General features: G+C 55.5%; 19 protein-coding genes. 1 reads left to right on the plus strand and 18 read right to left on the minus strand.

Annotated features, from left to right (window positions below; all coding sequences use genetic code 11):
• Positions 1-309 precede the first annotated feature (309 nt).
• From EVJ30_RS00005 to bshB1, 15 genes are all read right to left on the minus strand, one after another.
• Positions 310-1,542, minus strand: a complete 1,233-nt coding sequence (locus EVJ30_RS00005) for an MFS transporter (protein ID WP_131456095.1) — start codon at positions 1,540-1,542, stop codon at positions 310-312.
• 151 nt (positions 1,543-1,693) lie between these two features.
• Positions 1,694-2,353, minus strand: a complete 660-nt coding sequence (gene nth / locus EVJ30_RS00010; protein WP_131456097.1) for an endonuclease III — start codon at positions 2,351-2,353, stop codon at positions 1,694-1,696.
• Positions 2,353-2,940: a DnaD domain-containing protein gene (locus tag EVJ30_RS00015; protein WP_070327409.1), complete on the minus strand. Its 588-nt coding sequence runs from the start codon at positions 2,938-2,940 to the stop codon at positions 2,353-2,355. The genes nth and EVJ30_RS00015 overlap by 1 nt, the downstream gene beginning before the upstream one ends.
• A gap of 61 nt (positions 2,941-3,001) precedes the next feature.
• The gene (asnS, locus tag EVJ30_RS00020; protein WP_131467743.1) at positions 3,002-4,303 is read right to left on the minus strand and encodes an asparagine--tRNA ligase; all 1,302 of its coding nucleotides are present in this window, start codon (positions 4,301-4,303) and stop codon (positions 3,002-3,004) included.
• A gap of 20 nt (positions 4,304-4,323) precedes the next feature.
• Positions 4,324-5,511 carry a pyridoxal phosphate-dependent aminotransferase gene (locus tag EVJ30_RS00025; RefSeq protein ID WP_131467745.1) on the minus strand — a complete coding sequence of 396 codons (1,188 nt, stop codon included), beginning with the start codon at positions 5,509-5,511 and terminating at the stop codon, positions 4,324-4,326.
• A gap of 22 nt (positions 5,512-5,533) precedes the next feature.
• Positions 5,534-5,980, minus strand: coding sequence for a hypothetical protein (locus tag EVJ30_RS00030; protein ID WP_236635467.1), 447 nt, complete (start codon positions 5,978-5,980; stop codon positions 5,534-5,536).
• Between the two features lie 29 nt (positions 5,981-6,009).
• The gene (locus tag EVJ30_RS00035; protein ID WP_016509977.1) at positions 6,010-6,195 is read right to left on the minus strand and encodes a YpmA family protein; all 186 of its coding nucleotides are present in this window, start codon (positions 6,193-6,195) and stop codon (positions 6,010-6,012) included.
• 64 nt (positions 6,196-6,259) lie between these two features.
• Positions 6,260-9,127 carry an ATP-dependent DNA helicase DinG gene (dinG, locus tag EVJ30_RS00040; RefSeq protein WP_370250771.1) on the minus strand — a complete coding sequence of 956 codons (2,868 nt, stop codon included), beginning with the start codon at positions 9,125-9,127 and terminating at the stop codon, positions 6,260-6,262.
• 59 nt (positions 9,128-9,186) lie between these two features.
• Positions 9,187-9,570 carry an aspartate 1-decarboxylase gene (panD, locus tag EVJ30_RS00045; protein WP_070327414.1) on the minus strand — a complete coding sequence of 128 codons (384 nt, stop codon included), beginning with the start codon at positions 9,568-9,570 and terminating at the stop codon, positions 9,187-9,189.
• 5 nt (positions 9,571-9,575) lie between these two features.
• The gene (gene panC, locus EVJ30_RS00050) at positions 9,576-10,406 is read right to left on the minus strand and encodes a pantoate--beta-alanine ligase (RefSeq protein WP_131456109.1); all 831 of its coding nucleotides are present in this window, start codon (positions 10,404-10,406) and stop codon (positions 9,576-9,578) included.
• Positions 10,403-11,239, minus strand: coding sequence for a 3-methyl-2-oxobutanoate hydroxymethyltransferase (gene panB / locus EVJ30_RS00055; protein WP_070327416.1), 837 nt, complete (start codon positions 11,237-11,239; stop codon positions 10,403-10,405). The genes panC and panB overlap by 4 nt, the downstream gene beginning before the upstream one ends.
• A 214-nt stretch (positions 11,240-11,453) precedes the next feature.
• The gene (locus EVJ30_RS00060) at positions 11,454-12,416 is read right to left on the minus strand and encodes a biotin--[acetyl-CoA-carboxylase] ligase (RefSeq protein WP_131456111.1); all 963 of its coding nucleotides are present in this window, start codon (positions 12,414-12,416) and stop codon (positions 11,454-11,456) included.
• Positions 12,389-13,528 carry a CCA tRNA nucleotidyltransferase gene (locus EVJ30_RS00065; protein ID WP_131467747.1) on the minus strand — a complete coding sequence of 380 codons (1,140 nt, stop codon included), beginning with the start codon at positions 13,526-13,528 and terminating at the stop codon, positions 12,389-12,391. Before EVJ30_RS00065 ends, EVJ30_RS00060 begins: the two co-directional genes overlap by 28 nt.
• Positions 13,525-14,646, minus strand: a complete 1,122-nt coding sequence (gene bshA / locus EVJ30_RS00070) for an N-acetyl-alpha-D-glucosaminyl L-malate synthase BshA (RefSeq protein WP_131456115.1) — start codon at positions 14,644-14,646, stop codon at positions 13,525-13,527. The genes EVJ30_RS00065 and bshA overlap by 4 nt, the downstream gene beginning before the upstream one ends.
• A complete protein-coding gene (gene bshB1 / locus EVJ30_RS00075) occupies positions 14,643-15,326 on the minus strand; it encodes a bacillithiol biosynthesis deacetylase BshB1 (RefSeq protein ID WP_131467749.1) in 684 nt (227 codons plus the stop codon). The genes bshA and bshB1 overlap by 4 nt, the downstream gene beginning before the upstream one ends.
• A gap of 113 nt (positions 15,327-15,439) precedes the next feature.
• Here bshB1 and EVJ30_RS00080 point away from each other — a divergent pair, with 113 nt between their 5' ends.
• Positions 15,440-16,315, plus strand: a complete 876-nt coding sequence (locus EVJ30_RS00080; protein ID WP_016509982.1) for a YitT family protein — start codon at positions 15,440-15,442, stop codon at positions 16,313-16,315.
• A 60-nt stretch (positions 16,316-16,375) separates the two neighbouring features.
• Here EVJ30_RS00080 and EVJ30_RS00085 read toward each other — a convergent pair whose 3' ends face one another.
• Genes EVJ30_RS00085 through EVJ30_RS00095 form a run of 3 tightly spaced genes read right to left on the minus strand, consistent with a single transcriptional unit; the run spans position 16,376 to position 18,230 of the window.
• Entirely contained in the window at positions 16,376-16,840 is a 465-nt protein-coding gene (locus EVJ30_RS00085) for a GreA/GreB family elongation factor (RefSeq protein ID WP_131467751.1), read from the minus strand.
• A 50-nt stretch (positions 16,841-16,890) separates the two neighbouring features.
• The gene (locus tag EVJ30_RS00090; RefSeq protein WP_131456121.1) at positions 16,891-17,574 is read right to left on the minus strand and encodes a zinc metallopeptidase; all 684 of its coding nucleotides are present in this window, start codon (positions 17,572-17,574) and stop codon (positions 16,891-16,893) included.
• 38 nt (positions 17,575-17,612) lie between these two features.
• On the minus strand, positions 17,613-18,230 hold the full coding sequence (locus EVJ30_RS00095; RefSeq protein ID WP_070327423.1) for a DUF1405 domain-containing protein: 618 nt from the start codon (positions 18,228-18,230) through the stop codon (positions 17,613-17,615).
• Positions 18,231-18,315: the final 85 nt, after the last annotated feature.

The following is an 18,315-nucleotide window of genomic DNA, read 5'->3' on the forward strand; positions in this document are numbered from 1 at the left end:
TGGCATCATCGGGATCGCCTCCAGGATGTGTAGTTATAGCCAGTTTAGTCCGAAACGGCAAGGACGTACAGCGTCGCCCCGAGGGCACGCCGACTCCCGGGGGAACAGCGGGCAAGGCGAGACCCAGCAGCGACATCGTCGCGATGCGGCTCGCTGACCGCCCCCAGGAAAGCGGCGTGCCGGACAGGGCGGCTCGAAGGGCAATGAAAGCAGATGAGCGTCATCCCATCCGGGACGACGCTCATCTGCTTAAAAACATTTGAAGTTTTTCAGTGCCCTCAGCCATCTACGAGGCGATTTTTATGTTGCTCAATCTTGCGGACGAAGCCCCGGTAATGTCTCACGCAGTCTTTTGAGCGCAATCAGTCCAGCCATGAACGGGAGCAGTGCCACAATCCCGATTGCCCAATCAATTGACAGCACGTCGGTCAATAAACCAGCCAACAACGCCCCAAACGCATAGCCACTGTCTCGCCAAAACCGATAGACGCCCATCGCTGACGCTCGCCAGCTCGGCTCGGCCACGTCACTGATTGAAGCTTGGAGCGTCGGATAAACCATCGCCGTCCCGATGCCAAGCAAAACGGCGGCAAACATCCAGAGCGAATAGTCGTTGACGAGCAGGATCAGCCAAAGCGATCCCGCCTGGACCCACATCCCTCCGACAATCAACCCTTTTCGTCCGATGCGATCACTCAACCCACCTGTGAACAGTTGGACCAACCCCCATGCGGCCGGATAGATGGCGACGATCAGACCAATCTCCGATAGATTCAGCCCTTTATAGGCGAAGTAGATCGGAAACAACCCCCACGCCATGCCGTCCTTTAGATTCGTTGAAAGTCCTGCCAGCGTCAGGCTCGAGAGCGAACGGTCTTGCCAAGTCGTCGTCAAGAACACGTCTTTGGCCGAGCGTTTCTGTCCCGTTCCCACACCTGTTGACTGCAAGTGCAACTGTTGTCGCGTATCTTTGACAAAGATTGATAACGTGAACCCGATGACGACGATCAAAATCCCCACGTAAAACGGTTCCGGCCGGTTGCCGTACGTACTGGCGATGAATCCTGAGACCGCGGCCATGGTAGCGACCCCGACATAACCGGCAAATTCGTTCAAGCCGACGGCAAGCCCTCGTTCCATCGGTTTAGCCAAATCAATCTTCATGTTGACTGTCATCGACCACGTCAAACCTTGATTGATCCCTAGTAACACGTTGGCGACGATGATCATCCACCAAGACGTCGCAAAGATGACGAGTAACGGGACGAACAAACCAAGTCCCCAACCAACTAATAAGACTTTCTTGCGACCGAACCGGTCTGCGATCGCCCCGGCAAAATAGTTGACGATTGCTTTTGAGAAACCAAAACTGATAATGAATGACAGCGCCGCGCTCGTCGACACTAATCCAAAATCTTCTTCCCCGATTACAGGCAGGATGGTCCGTTCAAGACCGACCATCGATCCGACGAAGAAGTTCGTCACGACGAGCATGATAAAGTTCATCCGATTTTCATGTATGCCGATTCGTGTTTGAGTCATTAAACGTGCCCCCCTTGCCTTTCAGTCGATCTGTAGAATTGAACGATTGTATCGTTTCGATGTTGACTAGATCGAGTATAGCAAAAAATACCCCCATACGTATAAAAAGCGTCTTCCCGATTCAAAAATCAGGAAGACGCTTGCGTCATCATTATCCAGTCGCTTGCTGCGACTTCATCCGCTTCTTGCCTTCGCGGCACATATGCAAGAGCGGACACGTCTCGCAGCCGGGCCGTTGTGCCTTGCAGTGATACCGTCCGAAAAAGATAAACTGGTGGTGGAGCTGTGACCAGTCTTCACGGGGAAACTTCTTCATGAGCGTGTCTTCGACTTGACGGACGTTGTCTTTCCAACGGCAGATGCCGAGCCGTTTGGACACACGCTCGACGTGGGTATCGACCGCGAACGCCGGTTCATGAAAGGCGACCGACAAGACGACGTTCGCCGTCTTGCGCCCGACTCCAGGCAGCGCCTCGAGTGATTCCCGGTCGTCCGGGACGATGCCTCCGTGCAGATCAAGAATTCGCATCGACAGCGCTTTGACGTTTTTGGCCTTGTTTCGAAACAGACCGATTCGTTTAATGAGCGACTCGATTTCCGCTACGTCAGCCGCAGCCATCGCCTCGACCGTCGGGAACGCCTCGAACAGTCCAGGCGTCACTTGGTTGACGAGCGCGTCCGTCGCCTGCGCGGACAGCGCCACGGCGACGACGAGTTCGAACGGGTTGCGGTGGGTCAGCTCACAATGGGCGTCCGGGAACATTTGCCGCATCGTCTCCGAGATTTCGTTCAATTGAGCTCTCGTCAACATCACTTTTTCCTCCGTTGATACTCGACCAAGTCTTCGAGTGACTCGACTTTATGGTCTTGCCAAACGCTCAAGATTTTATCCATGTACTTGAAGTTGCGGACGTTACGCAGTTTCGCCTCGCGGAGCGCGGCCAAAATGAGTTCTTCACTGAAACCGTCTTCGGTCAACCAGCCGACGATTTGCTCGATCTCAAACGGCGTGATCGTCCCGAACTCCCGCTCGAACGTATGGATGAGGTTCTCGTTTAGCGACTGCGTATTTTTTTCAGGGGCGCCGTCTTCTTCGAGTGCTTGGAAAAGAGGGAGCAGACTGTATCGCTCCACTTCCGCCGACGCATCGATGGCGACGAGCTCTTTTTGCAGCAGCCCGAGCAGAACAGAGCGTGCCTCGCTCTCGGGAACGTTCATCCGGTCGCCGAGCTCGCTCGGAAGCGGCATCTCGATGCCTTCTCCCGTCAACTCCAACAAGTGGACGACGAGACAAAACTCGACCGGGTTGAGATTGAGACGACGTGCATCGGTGAACAGCTTCCTCGGAACGACGACCGGACTTTGTTCAAACAGCTTGATCAGATTATGTGCATCCATGTCGCACATCCTTTCTAGACAAATCAATCGGGGAAGACAATTAGTCATCCCCGATTGGCGATTATGGGTGAATTCGGTTCAATAGACGTGGGAACGGAATCGCTTCACGGATGTGTTCGATTCCGCTGATCCAAGCGACGGTCCGTTCAAGACCGAGCCCGAAGCCCGAGTGTGGGACCGAGCCGTACTTACGCAACTCAAGATACCAGTCATACGCATCAGTCTCATCAAGTCCTTCTTTGGCGATCTCTTCTTTCAAGCGGACATAGTCGTCTTCACGCTGCGAGCCGCCGATGATCTCGCCGTAACCTTCAGGTGCGATCAAATCGGCACAAAGGACGAGTTCAGGGTTCTCTGGGTCGACTTTCATGTAGAACGGCTTGATTTCTTTCGGCCAATGGGTGATGAACACCGGCAAATCATGCGCGTTGGCGATCGCCGTCTCATGCGGCGCCCCAAAGTCATCCCCGTACTCGATGTCATCGAAGCCTTCTTCTTTCAAGAACGTGATCGCGTCCGTATAACGAATACGTGGGAACGGCGCTTGAACTTTTTCAAGCTTCTCCAAGTCGCGTCCGAGCAACTCAAGCTCGTTCCGGCAATGGTCAAGCGCTGACTTCGCGATGTATGACACATAACGCTCTTGCAGATCAAGACTCATATCATGGTCGAAGAATGCCATCTCCGGCTCGATCATCCAAAACTCGATCAAGTGACGACGTGTCTTCGATTTTTCAGCGCGGAACGTCGGACCGAACGAGAACACTTTGCCGAGCGCCATCGCTGCGGCTTCCATATATAACTGACCTGTTTGCGACAAGTAGGCCGGCTGACCGAAGTAGTCCGTCTCGAACAACTCGGTCGTCCCTTCCGGCGCGCTCGACGTGATGATCGGCGGATCGATCTTGACGAATCCTTCTTGGTTATAGAACTCGTATGTGGCCCGGATCAATTCGTTCCGGACTTTCATGATCGCGTGCTGGCGACGCGACCGGAGCCAGAGGTGACGGTTGTCCATCAAGAACTCCGTCCCGTGTTCTTTCGGTGTGATCGGATAGTCGATCGATTCCGAGATGATTTCCATCGCTGTCACTTCGAGTTCGAAGCCGAGCGGCGTCCGGCCGCCGTCCGATTTGACGTTCCCCGTCACCCAGACTGACGTCTCTTGCGTCACGCCTTTTGCGAGGGCGAACAGTTCTTCCGCGACTTCTGCTTTGACGACGACGGCTTGGGCGAACCCGCTCCCGTCCCGGAGTTGAAGGAAGGCGATTTTACCACTCGAACGTTTGTTGGCGATCCAGGCACCGACCCGGACCGATTGTCCTTCATAATCTTTAAATTGGCTAATTGAAATAGTTGTCATGTTCATATCCATCCTTTCGCTTATCGAGCGCTACTCTTGATAAAGTTTTCCACTCGATCGAGCGCTTCTAGTACTCGCTTCAATTCTGTTGCATAAGACAAGCGGACGTAATCGTCCTGCCCAAAGCCCGATCCCGGCACGAGCGCGACGAATGCTTCACCGAGCACTGCTTCGCACCATGCGTCGACCGAGTCGTAGCCGCTCATCGACGCGGCTTGTTTGGCGTTGGCGTATAAGTAGAATGCCCCTTGCGGTTTTAGGCACGTGATGCCTGGTATGTTGATCAATCGCTCATAGACGATTTCAAGGCGCTCTTCAAATGAGACCCGCATCATCTCGACGTCATCTTGCGAGCCGTTGTACGCCTCGACGGCCGCCGCTTGGGCGATCGACGTCGGATTCGACGTCGAGTGCGATGCGAGGTTCGTCATCGCTTCGATGATCGTCTTGTCTCCGATCGCGTACCCGATGCGCCACCCGGTCATCGCATGTGACTTCGAGACCCCGTTGATGATGATCGTCCGCTCACGCATGTCAGGAAGCGTGGCGATCGAGACGAACTTGCTATCGCCATAGATGAGCTTCTCATAGATCTCGTCACTGACGACGAGCAGGTCGTGGCGCTTGACGACTTCGGCGAGTGCGACCAACTCTGACTCCGTATAGATCATACCGGTCGGGTTGGACGGGCTGTTCAAGATGACCGCTTTCGTCCGGTCTGTGATGGCGGTTTCAAGTGACTCTGGCGTCAGCTTGAACGTCGTCGCCTCGGTCGTCTCCACATAGACCGGGACACCGTCGGCAAGTTTCACTTGTTCCGGATAACTCACCCAATACGGGACCGGGATGATGACTTCATCACCTTCGTCGAGAATCGCTTGGAACAAGGCGTATAACGCATGTTTCGCCCCTGAGGCGACCATGACCTCGTTACGCTCGAACGTGAGGTCGCTGTCGCGTTTCGTCTTCTCGATGATGGCATCTTTTAAAGCGACCGTTCCGCCTGAAGGCGTATACTTCGTATCGCCGTCACGTGCAGCCTTGCATGCGGCCTCAATAATTCGTTCAGGCGTATTGAAGTCCGGCTCACCGGCCCCGAGCCCGATCACGTCTTGTCCCGAGGCTTTCAGCGCTTTCGCTTTCGCCGTGATCGCGAGCGTCGTCGAAGGTGTTAACTGTTTTACACGTCTTGCCAATAGATGTTCCATCGATATCCTCCTCTAATCTCGTTCAGTTCGAATCCGCCAGTTGGACCCGTCTTACAAAGTCTCCGGTTTGAAGCGTGTAATAGGAATACGTATACGTCGCCCCTGATTTCGTCACGACTTCGATGAGCGCACGCTCATCGAACCCGTACTTACAACTGACGAGCATACCACCGGTCTCCTCGAGCGAATCGGCACAGACTTGATCTAAGTCGACCGACGCGATCTCACGTGTCTCGATCGGTTGCTTGCTGTCGACCGGCACGAACAGGACACGGTCCGTCTCCTCGAAGACGACGTACGGTTCCGTCCCGTTAAAGAGCTCAGCCCGTTCGATCCGGACCGTCGGCTGTTCGGCCTCAAGACGATTGCGCGCTTCCGCGATCATGTTTTGTTTTGTCCGTTCCGTATGACCGACCGTGAACCAATAAATCCCACTAAACACGATGACGACACCGATGAGTGCCGTCATAAGAGCAACCACTACTTTTTTCTTCCGCGTCATTCTGTCCGATAGATGGTGAACACCATCTCTTCTTTCTTCGGATCATTCACTTTTTTCTCTAATGCAAGACCGAACATCAAATCTTGGCTCTTCAGTGTACGATTCAATAGGTCGACGATTTTGTACACGTCTGCCGTCGGCTCGATCCGAACGGTCGCGAGCGTCTCAATATTCGAATTCATGTTTACTCCTCCTTCAAAACACTATACCCATCATTATAAAGCGATAATTTCACGCTGCCTAGCGTTATCTCTGATTTCCTAGAGTCGTCTCTTCTTTCTCATCTAAAAACAGTTCGAGCTCGGCCAGTGACGTCTCGAGCGATCCTTCGATCCGGTCGACGGCCGGGAGACTATTGAGAAACTGTTTCCCGTAACGCGTCGTCTCGACACGGCGGTCGAAGACGAAGATGGCGCCGTAATCCTCTTTCGAGCGAATGAGGCGACCGACGCCTTGTTTGAAGCGGATGACCGCTTGCGGAAGTGACAGTTCAAAAAACGACGACTTCCCGGTCGCTTCAATTTTTTCGGACCGCGCCTGAATGACCGGTTGGTCGGGCGGGGCGAACGGGAGACGCACGATGACGAGGCAGGTGAGCGCCTCTCCCGGGATATCGACCCCTTCCCAGAAGCTGGCCGTCCCGAACAAAATCGACTGATCGATTCGTTTGAACTGCTTCGTCAAACGGCTGCGCGAGCCGCCGCTGACGCCTTGGGCAAGCAACGTATACGCGTCGTCTAGCTGATGTCTCACCGCCTCGTGCGTCAAACGTAACAGCTCGTTCGACGTGAACAAGACGAGCATGCGTCCTTTCGTCACGTTGGCAATCCGGGCAATCGAAGCGGCGATTTGATCGACGAAATGCGGCAACGGCACTTCGTTGATCAACGGGATGTCTGACGGGACGAACAATTTCGCCTGTTTCTTGAAGTCAAACGGCGAAGCGAGGACGACTCGTCTCACGTCCTGCCCGTCGAGACCGAGCCTGCGCTCGATAAAGCCGAAGCGACCGGACACGGTCATCGTCGCCGACGTCAAAATCGTCGGTCGTTTCGCAAACAAGCGCTCATGGAGCAACGGTCCGATTTCGACCGGTTGCGTATAGACCGAGGTCAATTTGCGGTTGGCCAAGTTCAACTCGACCCAACTGACAGCGTCGTCGTCGCGGGTGAGCATCGTTTCATACAGCACGCTCTCAATCTCTCGCACGTCACCGATGAACGCCTTCAAGTCACCGATCACGGCGCGTTGCTTGAACGTCATATGCTCTTTATGCTCATCGAGAAGACGAAGCATCTGCCGGAGCGACATCCGAAGCGTCCGTAAACGGTTCTCAAGCCGCTTCGCCACTTCACGGATCGGTCGGAACACGTCACCTTCCCGTTCGAAGCGAACGGTTTGCCGTTGATCTTTTTTCTTGCCGAGCGACTGGAGCGCCGTCAACAGGTCGTCTAGTTCGACATCGACTTGGGCTAACGCCTGGTCGGTCTCTTTACTGAACGCTTCCGTCTCTTCGGACACGGACGTCAAGTCGGCAAGTTGCAGCAGCCGGGAATGGAACTTTCCGTCGGCCCCGTAGCCGAACCATTTGAATAAGCGATCGAACTGGATCGCGTCGAACGTGACGCCGAAATGATGCGAGGCGACCTCTTCGACTTGATGCGCCTCGTCCAAGATGAGCGGCGTGTCGGTCGGGAGAATCCCGGCCTGATGCTGCAGATCCGAGAAGAGCAACGCATGATTCGTGACGATGATATCCGCCTCTTTCGAACGCAGGACGGCCCGCGTGAAGAAGTCACGGCTATACCATGGGTCAAAGCGGCCGAAGTCCGTTGCCGCGTCGGCTTGAATGAGCCGTTTGAACGAAGCCGGCCCTTGTGTCGCCGCTCCAGGGAGTGACAACTCTTCCAAGTCCCCTGTCTCCGTCTCGGTCAACCAGACGAGCACCATCGCCTTGCACATCGCCGAGAGCATCCCGTCATTCGTCTCCTCGAGCACCATCTCAAACTTCCGGAGATCAATATAGTTGCGTCTTCCTTTCAGAAGCGTGAACTCGATTTCCGGGAAGATAGCTTTTAAGATCGGCAAGTCCCGGTTGAGCAGCTGTTCTTGTAATTGGATCGTATGCGTGCTGACGACGACCGGTCGTTTCGTCTCAAGGGCGTGATGCGCGCTCGGGATCAAGTAGGCTAACGTCTTGCCTGTGCCGGTCCCGGCCTCGATGAGAAGCGTCGCCTCATCGTCGAGCGCCTTATAGACGTGCCGCATCATCTCGAATTGACTTTGTCTCGGTTCGAATTGGTCGAACAGTGACGGAAGCGTCTCTTCGATCGTCCGATGAAGGAACGGTTCGAACGGTTCGCGCTCGACCGCCGGCTCAAACGAATCAGTCAGGCGACGGAGTGCGATTTTCCGGTGGATATCGTACGTCGTCTCGTCATCTGGCCGAATACCAATCTCGACGATGAGATCATCGAGCAACGGCTCGATGTTGCTCGTCCACGACTCGGACAGACGGCGCAACTGTTTTAGCGTCACGACCGGTAGCGTCCGCAGGCGATTGAGTTGTTGAATAAACAACTCCGCGGTCGCCTCGGCATCGCTGAGGGCGCGGTGCGCGTCCGTGTGCACCAAGCCGAACGTGTCGGCGAGCGACTCGAGCGCATGGCTTTCAAGTGTCGGATACAAGATGCGCGCGAGTTCGACCGTATCGATGGCCCGCCCTTGGAAAGGTAAATATCCTGCCAGTTCTAAACTCTCATTTAAAAAATTCAAATCAAACGAAACGTTGTGGGCAACGAACACTCGCCCATCTAACATCTTCCAAATATCAGGGATGACGTCTTCAAACGCCGGAGCGGACGCCACATCCTGATCTGTTATCGTCGTCAACTGCGTGATAAAAGGAGGGATTGGACGACTCGGTCGAATCAACGTACTGTAGCGCTCAATCACTTCACTACCTTGTACGACCACCGCCGCGAATTCAATCAGTTCATCGCCGGATTTGACGGAATGACCGGTCGTCTCTAAATCCACTATCACATAAGTGTCCATAACATCCATCCCATCTTCGGCACGCTCGTGCTTTCTGTCTCTTTCTGTCTGTCTCATCTTACCATAGAACGATGCACGAAAAAACGGGGTTGCCTCTAAGGGCATCCCCGCTCTGTTCATAGAATCGTATGTGCGATTTCTTCATATAACAGTTGATCGACTTCGTTGCGATCGTTCAACACCGCAACTTTCGGACGATGCGATCTCGCCTCTTCAGCCGTCATCTGACCGTAGGCCATGATGATGACGACATCGCCGACTTGGAAATGGCGGGCCGCCGCCCCGTTTAGGCAGATGACGCCTGAACCGCGCTCACCCTTGATGACGTATGTCTCAATGCGGGCGCCGTTATGGTTGTTCGTGATGTGGACGTGCTCATTTTCCATAATCCCGACCGCGTCCATCAAATCCTCATCAATCGTAATCGAGCCGACGTAGTGTAAATTCGCCTCGGTCACGGTCGCCTTGTGTAGCTTGGCGTGCATAAATGTTCGAATCATTTGATTCACCCTCTCTTCCAAATCGTATTATCAATCAAGCGGGCGCGTTCAAACTGCACCGCCACTGCAATCAACAGTTCTGTCGACGAGTCTGTCACGTGCGAAAGCGTCGGATAGTCGACCAGTTCGACATAGTCGATCGTACTGTTCGGGATTGCCGACAGCCGTTCGACGAGCCGTTCTTGTACCGACGTGATCGCGTCCCCTTCAGTCAACGCGTCACGCGCCTCGATGAGTGCTCGATTGATGTCGCTCGCGTCAATCCGTTCCGTTTCAGACAAGTAGACGTTACGCGACGACTTGGCGAGTCCCGAGTCCTCACGAATGATCGGACAGCGGATAATCTCGACCGGCACGAAATAGTCCCGAACGTATCCCTCGATCAGTGCGACTTGTTGGGCGTCCTTCAAGCCGAAGTAAGCACGCGTCGGCCGCACCAAGTTGAACAGTTTTGAGACGACCGTCAACACACCGTCAAAATGACCGGGCCGGCTGGCGCCGCATAAGACGTCGGCTCCGGTACGCACCGTCACGCGCGCCATATCGAGCGGATACATCGTCGCGGTATCCGGATAAAATAGTACGTCTACCCCCGCTTCTCGCGCCAACTGTTCGTCCCGTTCAAAATCTCTCGGATAACGATCAAGGTCTTCATTCGGCCCAAATTGGGTCGGATTAACGAAGATGCTCATGACGACGCGATCGTTTTCGCGTTTGGCCGCCTCGACGAGACTCAAGTGTCCTTCATGCAGGTAACCCATCGTCGGCACAAAGCCGACGGTCAACCCGTCGGACAGAGTTTCACGTAACGACATCGGATCGGTGACGATCCTCATGCTTTGCCACCGTACAACGTGTCGAGCAGCGTCTCATCCATCGTGAACGTGTGGCGTTCGAGCGGGAACGAGCCGTCTTTCGTCGCTTGAACGTAAGAGCCGATGGCACTCGTCGCGACCGCGTTCACATCGGCGTAAGCCTCGACGAATTTCGGGAGACGGTCGACCCCATACTTCAAGACGTCGTGATAGACGAGTACTTGGCCGTCGACGTCGGCACCGGCACCAATCCCGATGACCGGGATGTGAAGCGCTTCGGCGATTTTTTTGGCGAGTTGATGCGGCACGCACTCGAGGACGAGCATTTTGGCCCCGACCCGTTCGGCCTCGAGGCTGTCGTTGATCAGTTGCTCGGCATCCTCAAGTGACTTCCCTTGGACCTTATAGCCTTCGAGCACACCGACCGATTGTGGTGTGAGCCCGAGGTGGGCGACACAAGGCATGCCGACTTTCGTCAATCGTTCGATCGTCTCGAGCACTTCGCCCGCCCCTTCAAGTTTGATGGCGTCGGCATGTCCGTCTTGGAACAATGTCGCCGCCGCTTGAAGCGTTCGGTCGAAATCACCGTGATACGTCGCGAACGGCATATCGACGACGACGAACGTGTCCTTCGCCCCGCGGCGCACCGCTTTGGCATGGTGGACCATATCATGAATCGTCACCGGGATCGTCGAGTCGTAACCGAGCACGACCATTCCTAGTGAGTCTCCGACGAGGATGATGTCCACTCCCGCCGCTTCGGCCAGTTTCGCCGACGGATAATCGTAAGCGGTCAACATGACCAACTTCTCTTCTTGCTTCATCTTTTTCAATAATGAAGTCATCGTATGCATATGTTCTCCTCCTAAATGTGGAGACAGGAAAGGAAAAACGCCTTCTTACACGATTGGCAAGAAGGCGCACGAAAACAAACTCAAGGTTGAGTGTCCTTCTGTCCCTGTCAAAATGATCAAGGCAGACAATTAACTAAAACGACGGTCTGCAATTCCGGTACACTTCTTGCGATAGCGTCCGACACGTTCATTATAGACCACGAATACGTTTCCATCAATCATTCCAGACTGCGATTTCAGCGGAATAGATGGCTTCGATGGCACCATGACGCTCGAGCAGGAGCGCCCCCTGTTCTGAGATGCCGCGCATGATACCGCGTTTAGACTCCCCCGAGGCGGTCAACGTCACTTCTTCATTCAAATAAGCGGCGTGCTCTAGCCAGTTGTCGCGGACCGGGCCGAACCCGGATTCGAGCAACGCGTCATATTCGGTCTCGAGCTCGGCCAATAGATCGGCGAGCACTTCACTGCGTCGTAATGCGACGCCCGTCTCCAATTTGATCGACGTCGCCCGGTGAACCAAGTCAGTCGGGATCGACTCCGTATTGACGTTCAATCCGAAGCCGAGGATGACGGCTTGGATGCGGTCGCCTTCAGTTTGCATCTCGGTCAAAATCCCGCCGATCTTCTTCCCGTTCACGAGAAGGTCGTTCGGCCATTTGATAAATGCCGGGACGCCTTGTTGCCTTAGCGACCGGGCGAAAGCGCTCGCCGCCATGAGCGTCAGCTTCGACGCTTCCCGAATCGGCAGCGCCGGACGAAGGATGATACTAGCCGCGATATTGACGTGGCTCGGGTTGTGCCAACTGCGCCCAAGTTGGCCGCGCCCTGCCGTCTGTTCTTCGCTGATGACGAGCGTCCCCTCAAGCGCCCCTTTTTGGGCGAGTTCGTGGGCGATGCGCTGCGTCGTGTCGACTTGGTCGTAGGCGTAGACGTGTTGCCCGAACCGGCCGTGCCGAAACGAGACGAACGCCGGTTCATCGAGTCGGTCCGTCCGTCCGAACAGTTGATACCCTTTACGCGGGATCGTTTCGATGTCGTAACCGTCTTGTTTTAACGTCTCGATATGTTTCCAAATGGCGGTACGTGAAATATTTAATTGGCGGGCCAATTCTTGTCCGCTCCAGACCGCCCCGTCCTGGAGCAAGTTTAAGACCTTTCCTCTCGTTGAAGCCACATGATCGCCTCCTCTCGTAACGTTTGTTCCTCATTGGCTAATTCGCCGAGGACGACGCGCCGTTCGAGGTCGGCGAGCAAGTGCTTGATCCGTGCGCCGCTCGCCCCGACCTGTAGCGCATCGCGACCGTCGAACCGGAGCTCCCGCCGTGACTGGATCGGGAGCATACGTTTCAAGGCGTCGGACGATTCCGTGCTCCCGGTCATCCGCAAATACGTCTCGAGCGTCGCTTGATCTGTCTCATACACGGTGAACGTATCGAGCCCGGAGTCGAACAGGTTGGCCAATACGCCCGCTTCCCGCTTCAAGGCGTTCGAACGCTTCCATGGCGAGAGCCAACGGATGTCCCCGGCGTGATAGACGAATAGCGCCCAGCCTCCGACCGCGTTGACCGGTGCCCGCCTGTCGGCGATGACACGACGGACGAGCTGTTTGGACACGTCCGGTAAGTACTGATGGATGCCGAGCTCGACAAGGTCGGTCAGCGCCCTGCGGTAAGCAGGTCCCGTCATCAACTTCTCGAACTCGATGGCGATGCGTTCCATCGCGATGTCTTGCAATTTGTGGCCGAGCGTCCGCGCCGCGCTCCGCACATCATCAGCGAGCGTGAAGTCGAGCTGGGACATGAACCGAAACGCGCGCATGATCCGGAGCGCGTCTTCCCCGAACCGTTCGTACGGGCTCCCGACGGTCCGGATGATCTGCGCCTCGAGGTCGAGCCGGCCGCCGAACAAGTCGACGACGTTGCCGTCATGGAACGCCATCGCGTTCATCGTGAAGTCGCGGCGCAACATGTCCTCTTCGAGCGTGACGCCGAGCGAGACGTGGTCCGGGCGTCGCGAGTCCGAATACGTCCCTTCCGAACGGAACGTCGTCACCTCGAACGGATGATGGTCGAGGATGACCGTGACCGTCCCGTGATCGATTCCGGTCGGGACCGATTTCGGGAACAGTTTCATGACGTCTTCCGGCAACAACGACGTCGCGATATCGATGTCGTCGGGAAGCGTGCCGCGCACGTAGTCACGAACGGCACCGCCGACGATGTACGCCTCGCCCCCGTGGTCGTTGATTTTTTTTATGATTTGTTTTGCATATTCCCATTCTGTCATCGGCGCACCACCTGTTCGTATAGTCGTTCATATTGCGTGACGATGTCTTTAGACGCGAACTGTCTCGCTTTCACGAGACCGCCGGCACGCAGTTTCGCATGGAGCGCATCGTCGAGCAAGATCGCTTCGAGCGCGGTCGTGGCCGCTGTGACGTCGCCGCGCGCGACGACAAAACCGTCCGCTCCGTCCGTGATCACTTCCGGCAAGCCCCCGGCATCGCTGACGACCGATGGGACGCCTGTCGCTAACGCCTCTAGAGCGACGAGACCGAACGCCTCTTTGTCCGACAACAGAAGATGGACGTCACTGATCGACAACAACGCCGCGACTTGTTCTTGTTTACCGGCGAAGATGACACTGTCTTCGAGCGCCATCTCGCTCACGAGTCGACGCATCGCCCCCATGAGCGGTCCGTCACCGACGAGGAGCAACTTCTTGCCCGGGACGCTCATCCGCTGGAACGCCTCGAGCACGAGGTCGATCCGCTTCACTTGCCGGAAGTTCGAGATATGGATGACGACGCGGTCGGCTGCTGACAAGCCGTAACGTTCACGGAGCGACGGCTCGGCTTGCGGCTGATAAACCGATTCGTCGATAAAGTTATGGATGACATCGATCTCAAGGTTGGCATCGATCCGCTCAAGCGTCTCGCGCTTCAAACTGTCGGACACGGCCGTGATCGCGTCCGACTGGCGTAAACCGTACAGGATCGCCGGTTTCAACTCTTCATCTTCCCCGAGCACCGTAATGTCGGTGCCGTGGAGCGTCGAGACGATCGGCGTCTTGCTCTCGGCCATCTCGCGCCCGAGCGCGGCACAAACCGCATGGGGCACCGCATAGTGCGCGTGGATGACGTCGAGGCCGAACGCACGGATGACGCTCGCGATCTTCGAGGCGAGCGTGATATCGTACGGCGGATAGCGGAACACCGAGTACTGGTTGATCTCGACTTGGTGGAACGTGATGTTCGGATGATACGCGTTCAACCGGAACGGGATGCTCGACGTGATGAAATGGACGTCGTGGCCCCGGTCGGCGAGTTTCATCCCGAGCTCGGTCGCGAGGATGCCTGAACCTCCGACCGACGGATAACAGAGGACTCCGATACGTAGCTTCATGCGAGCTCACCCGCCCGCGTGACGACGTACGGTTTGACGGTCATGAGCCCTTCGGCGTAGTCCGTGCCGATCAAGCTACCGAAGTGACGGTCGCGCGCGACGACGCGGTCGACGTACGCATCGGTCAACGGTGTGTCGACGCCGTCAACAGGTGTGAACTGACTCGCGTATGACGTCAACGCGTCCACTTTTTTATCGATCGTCGCCGTGATGTCGATGCAGACGTCCGGTCGCACGTGGGCGTTGATCATGTATTGATAGACGCTGTCCGGACGGTAAGCCGGGACGTCGGGCATATATTTGCGAATCCCGGCGTTGAACAACGCCTCTTCGACGAGACGGGCGCACGCCCCGTGGTCGGGATGGCGGTCGACGCCGTACGGATAGAGCAGATGCGTCGGTCGTTCGGTCCGGATCAAGCGGACGAGCGCTTCAATTTGGTCGGCTGTCCCGAGCAGGCCACGGTCAGGGAAACCGAGATTGATGCGACGGACGCCGAGAATTCTATCGGCTGTTGCCGCTTCCTGTGCCCGCGTGACGACATCGCCGTTCGACGACAGTTCGGCCCGCGTCAAATCGACGTACAGGACTGGGATGCGATCACCCGTCCACTGGGCCGTCATGCCGGCGATGCCGATTTCGATATCGTCCGGATGGGCCCCGATTGCTACTATTTTCATAAAAAATCACCTCTTCTGTGAAAAGTATATCGGACTCACTGTCGAATGTCATATGTTCAGGGTAGGCAATCCACAGGTTTTTCGAGTACGCTTATGGATAGGAGGTGAACCACATGACGGTACAATTACCGATTCGGTTTCGCAATATATTCTTTATTCTCATCGGTTCATTCATTTTTGCGTTCGGCGTGTTTCATTTTAACGTCCAAAACAACTTGGCCGAAGGCGGTTTCACCGGGATCACGTTGATTCTGCGCGGCTTGTTCGGTTGGTCGCCATCGATCACGAACTTGGCGCTCAATCTGCCGCTCTTCTTCGTCAGCTACAAGCTGCTCGGGCGGACGACGTTCATCTATACGCTCGTCGGGACGTTCAGCTTTTCGCTCTGGTATGGGCTGATCGCCAAGTACTCGAACCTCGTCATCGATTTGACCGATGACATGGTGCTCGCGAGTTTATTCGCCGGTCTGTTCATCGGCGTCGGTCTCGGCATCATCTTCAACAACGGCGGGACGACCGGGGGGATCGATATTATCGCTCGCCTCGTCCAACGTTACGTCGGTTGGTCGATCGGCAAGACGTTCCTCGTGTTCGACTTTTTCGTCATCGTCCTCAGTTTGACGTATCTCGACATCCGCGAGGCGATGTATACGCTCCTTGCCGTCTATATCGGCGCCCGCGTCATCGATTCGATGCAGGAAGGCACGTATGCCGGTAAGGCCGCGATGATCATCAGCGACCACCGGACCGCCATCGCCGACGGCATCCACGCGACGATGAACCGCGGGACGACCCGCCTGCTCGCGAAAGGCGGCTATTCGAATAAAGAGCTCGAAGTGATTTACGTCGTCGTCGGACGCAACGAGGTCAACCGCCTCAAGACGATCGTCAAACAGATCGACCCGCACGCTTTCGTCACGTTCCATCACGTATACGAAGTCGGCGGCGAAGGATTCACGTTCGACGAGAATCGCGTACCGCTCAAATAAAAAAGACGAACACATTCCTAATTTGGGGATGTGTTCGTCTTTTTTGTGCGGACGCCCTCTCTATCGTTCGATCCGTTTGATTTCAAAGTAAAGGGCACCGCCCGGCGAATCGATACTAGCCGTCTCCCCGACTCGTTTTCCGATCAAGCCGCTTCCGAGTGGGGACGAGACCGAGATCGTCCCGTTCGCCAAATCAGCCTCGAGCTCACCGACGATCCGATACGTCTCGTCCTCACCGTCCGGCAGTTCCCGGATCCATACCTCCACTCCGAAACCGACGCGATCCGTTGGCGCATCTTCCTCGATCATCGCGTCGGCAAGCACGCGCTCGAGTTCAACAATTTTCGCCTCGATGCGCTCCTGTTCCCGGATCGCCTCAAAGTACGTCACGTCTTCTCTAAAGTCACAAAATTTGCGCGCCGTCTTCACTCGTTCGAGCGCCTCGCTCCGACCGCTTCCGCGGAGCGACTCGAGCTGTTCGATGAGACGGAGACGGCCTGACTTCGTCAACTGTGGTTTTGCCATACAATTACCCTCCTCATACAAAAAAATCCCGTCAGTCGACGGGATCGATTCTATTCATCACGTGGCATAAAGACGATCAGTGCGAGACGGATCAGTTCGGCAACCGCGACAAGTGTCGCTGCGACATAAGTCCAAGCAGCCGCGTTCAACACTTTACGGGCACCTGACTCTTCCGTCGCCGTCACGATCCCGTGGCTCGTCAGTTCGGTCATGGCGCGTTTCGAGGCGTCAAATTCGACCGGGAGCGTGACGAGTTGGAACAAGACCGCCCCGAGCATCATGACGACACCGAGCTGGGCGAGTCCCATCGCACCTAAGAGGAAACCTCCTATGAGCAGCGGGAACGACAAGTTTGACGTGATGTTCACGACCGGCACGAGCCGATGGCGGACACGCATCATCTTATAGTCCGTCGCGTCTTGGACGACGTGGCCGATCTCATGGGCCGCGATCGCTGCCGACGAAATCGTTGATCCTTGATACACTTCGCGCGACAAGCGGACGACTTTATGTGTCGGGTCGTAATGGTCACTCATCAAACCGTCGACCATCTCGATGCGGACATCGTGTACACCGTTTTGTTTCATGATGAAGTCAGCGACTTGAGCGCCGGTGACACCGCTTTGAAGTGGTTGTTGTAAAAACTTTTTGTACGTACTTTTCACTCGCATCTGGGCCCATAACGGGATGAGCATGATCAGCGCGAGATAGAAAATATAGCCACCTAATGACATTTTCTATATCACCTCTGCGTATATTTGATATCTCGATTTTACATTCTTATGAACTTATTATCAAGCGAAGCGCGCAGGATGAGTCGGTATCCCACAAAAAAACATATTCCCGTCAACCAGAACGACCCGTAGCCGATCCACATAATATGCTCGGCGAGCGACGGATAACGCGGCCATTGTCCGAGCACGTAGTCGACGACGTCGTTATGGATGACCCAGATGAGCGTCAAGACGAACGACGACACGGTCCAACGCATGAACGGGGCGTATAGAAACGCCTGGACCGCCATCGCACCGTGAGACAGCATGAGCATGACGGCCATGAGCACGATGAACGTATCCGCGTCGTCTCCTAGCTTCATGAGAAACAAGACGTTCATGACGACGGCCCAGACCCCGTATTTAACGAGTGTGATGAAGGCGAGTGTCTCGATGAGCGGTGAACTTTTCTTGAGCAGCCACAGCGCCAGGACGATTGTGAAAAATAGTGACGCCGTCGGGCTGTCCGGTACGAACGGCCAATAGATGAGCGGCGTGTCGCGAAGCTGCGGTTCATACCAGACGTATCCGTAAATCGTGCCGAGCAGATTGACGATGAAGAGGAATGTTAACACGGCTTTATGTTTTAGAAAGGGAAGCAACAGCGTATAGTTCATGAAATCATTCCGTCCTTTTTTTCTTTATTGTAGCTTGCGTGACCGATAAGTAAAAGAGTGTAGCCCATAGGGGACTACACTCGAT

The organism is Exiguobacterium sp. SH5S13, assembly GCF_004337085.1.
GTDB lineage: Bacteria > Bacillota > Bacilli > Exiguobacteriales > Exiguobacteriaceae > Exiguobacterium > Exiguobacterium aurantiacum_A.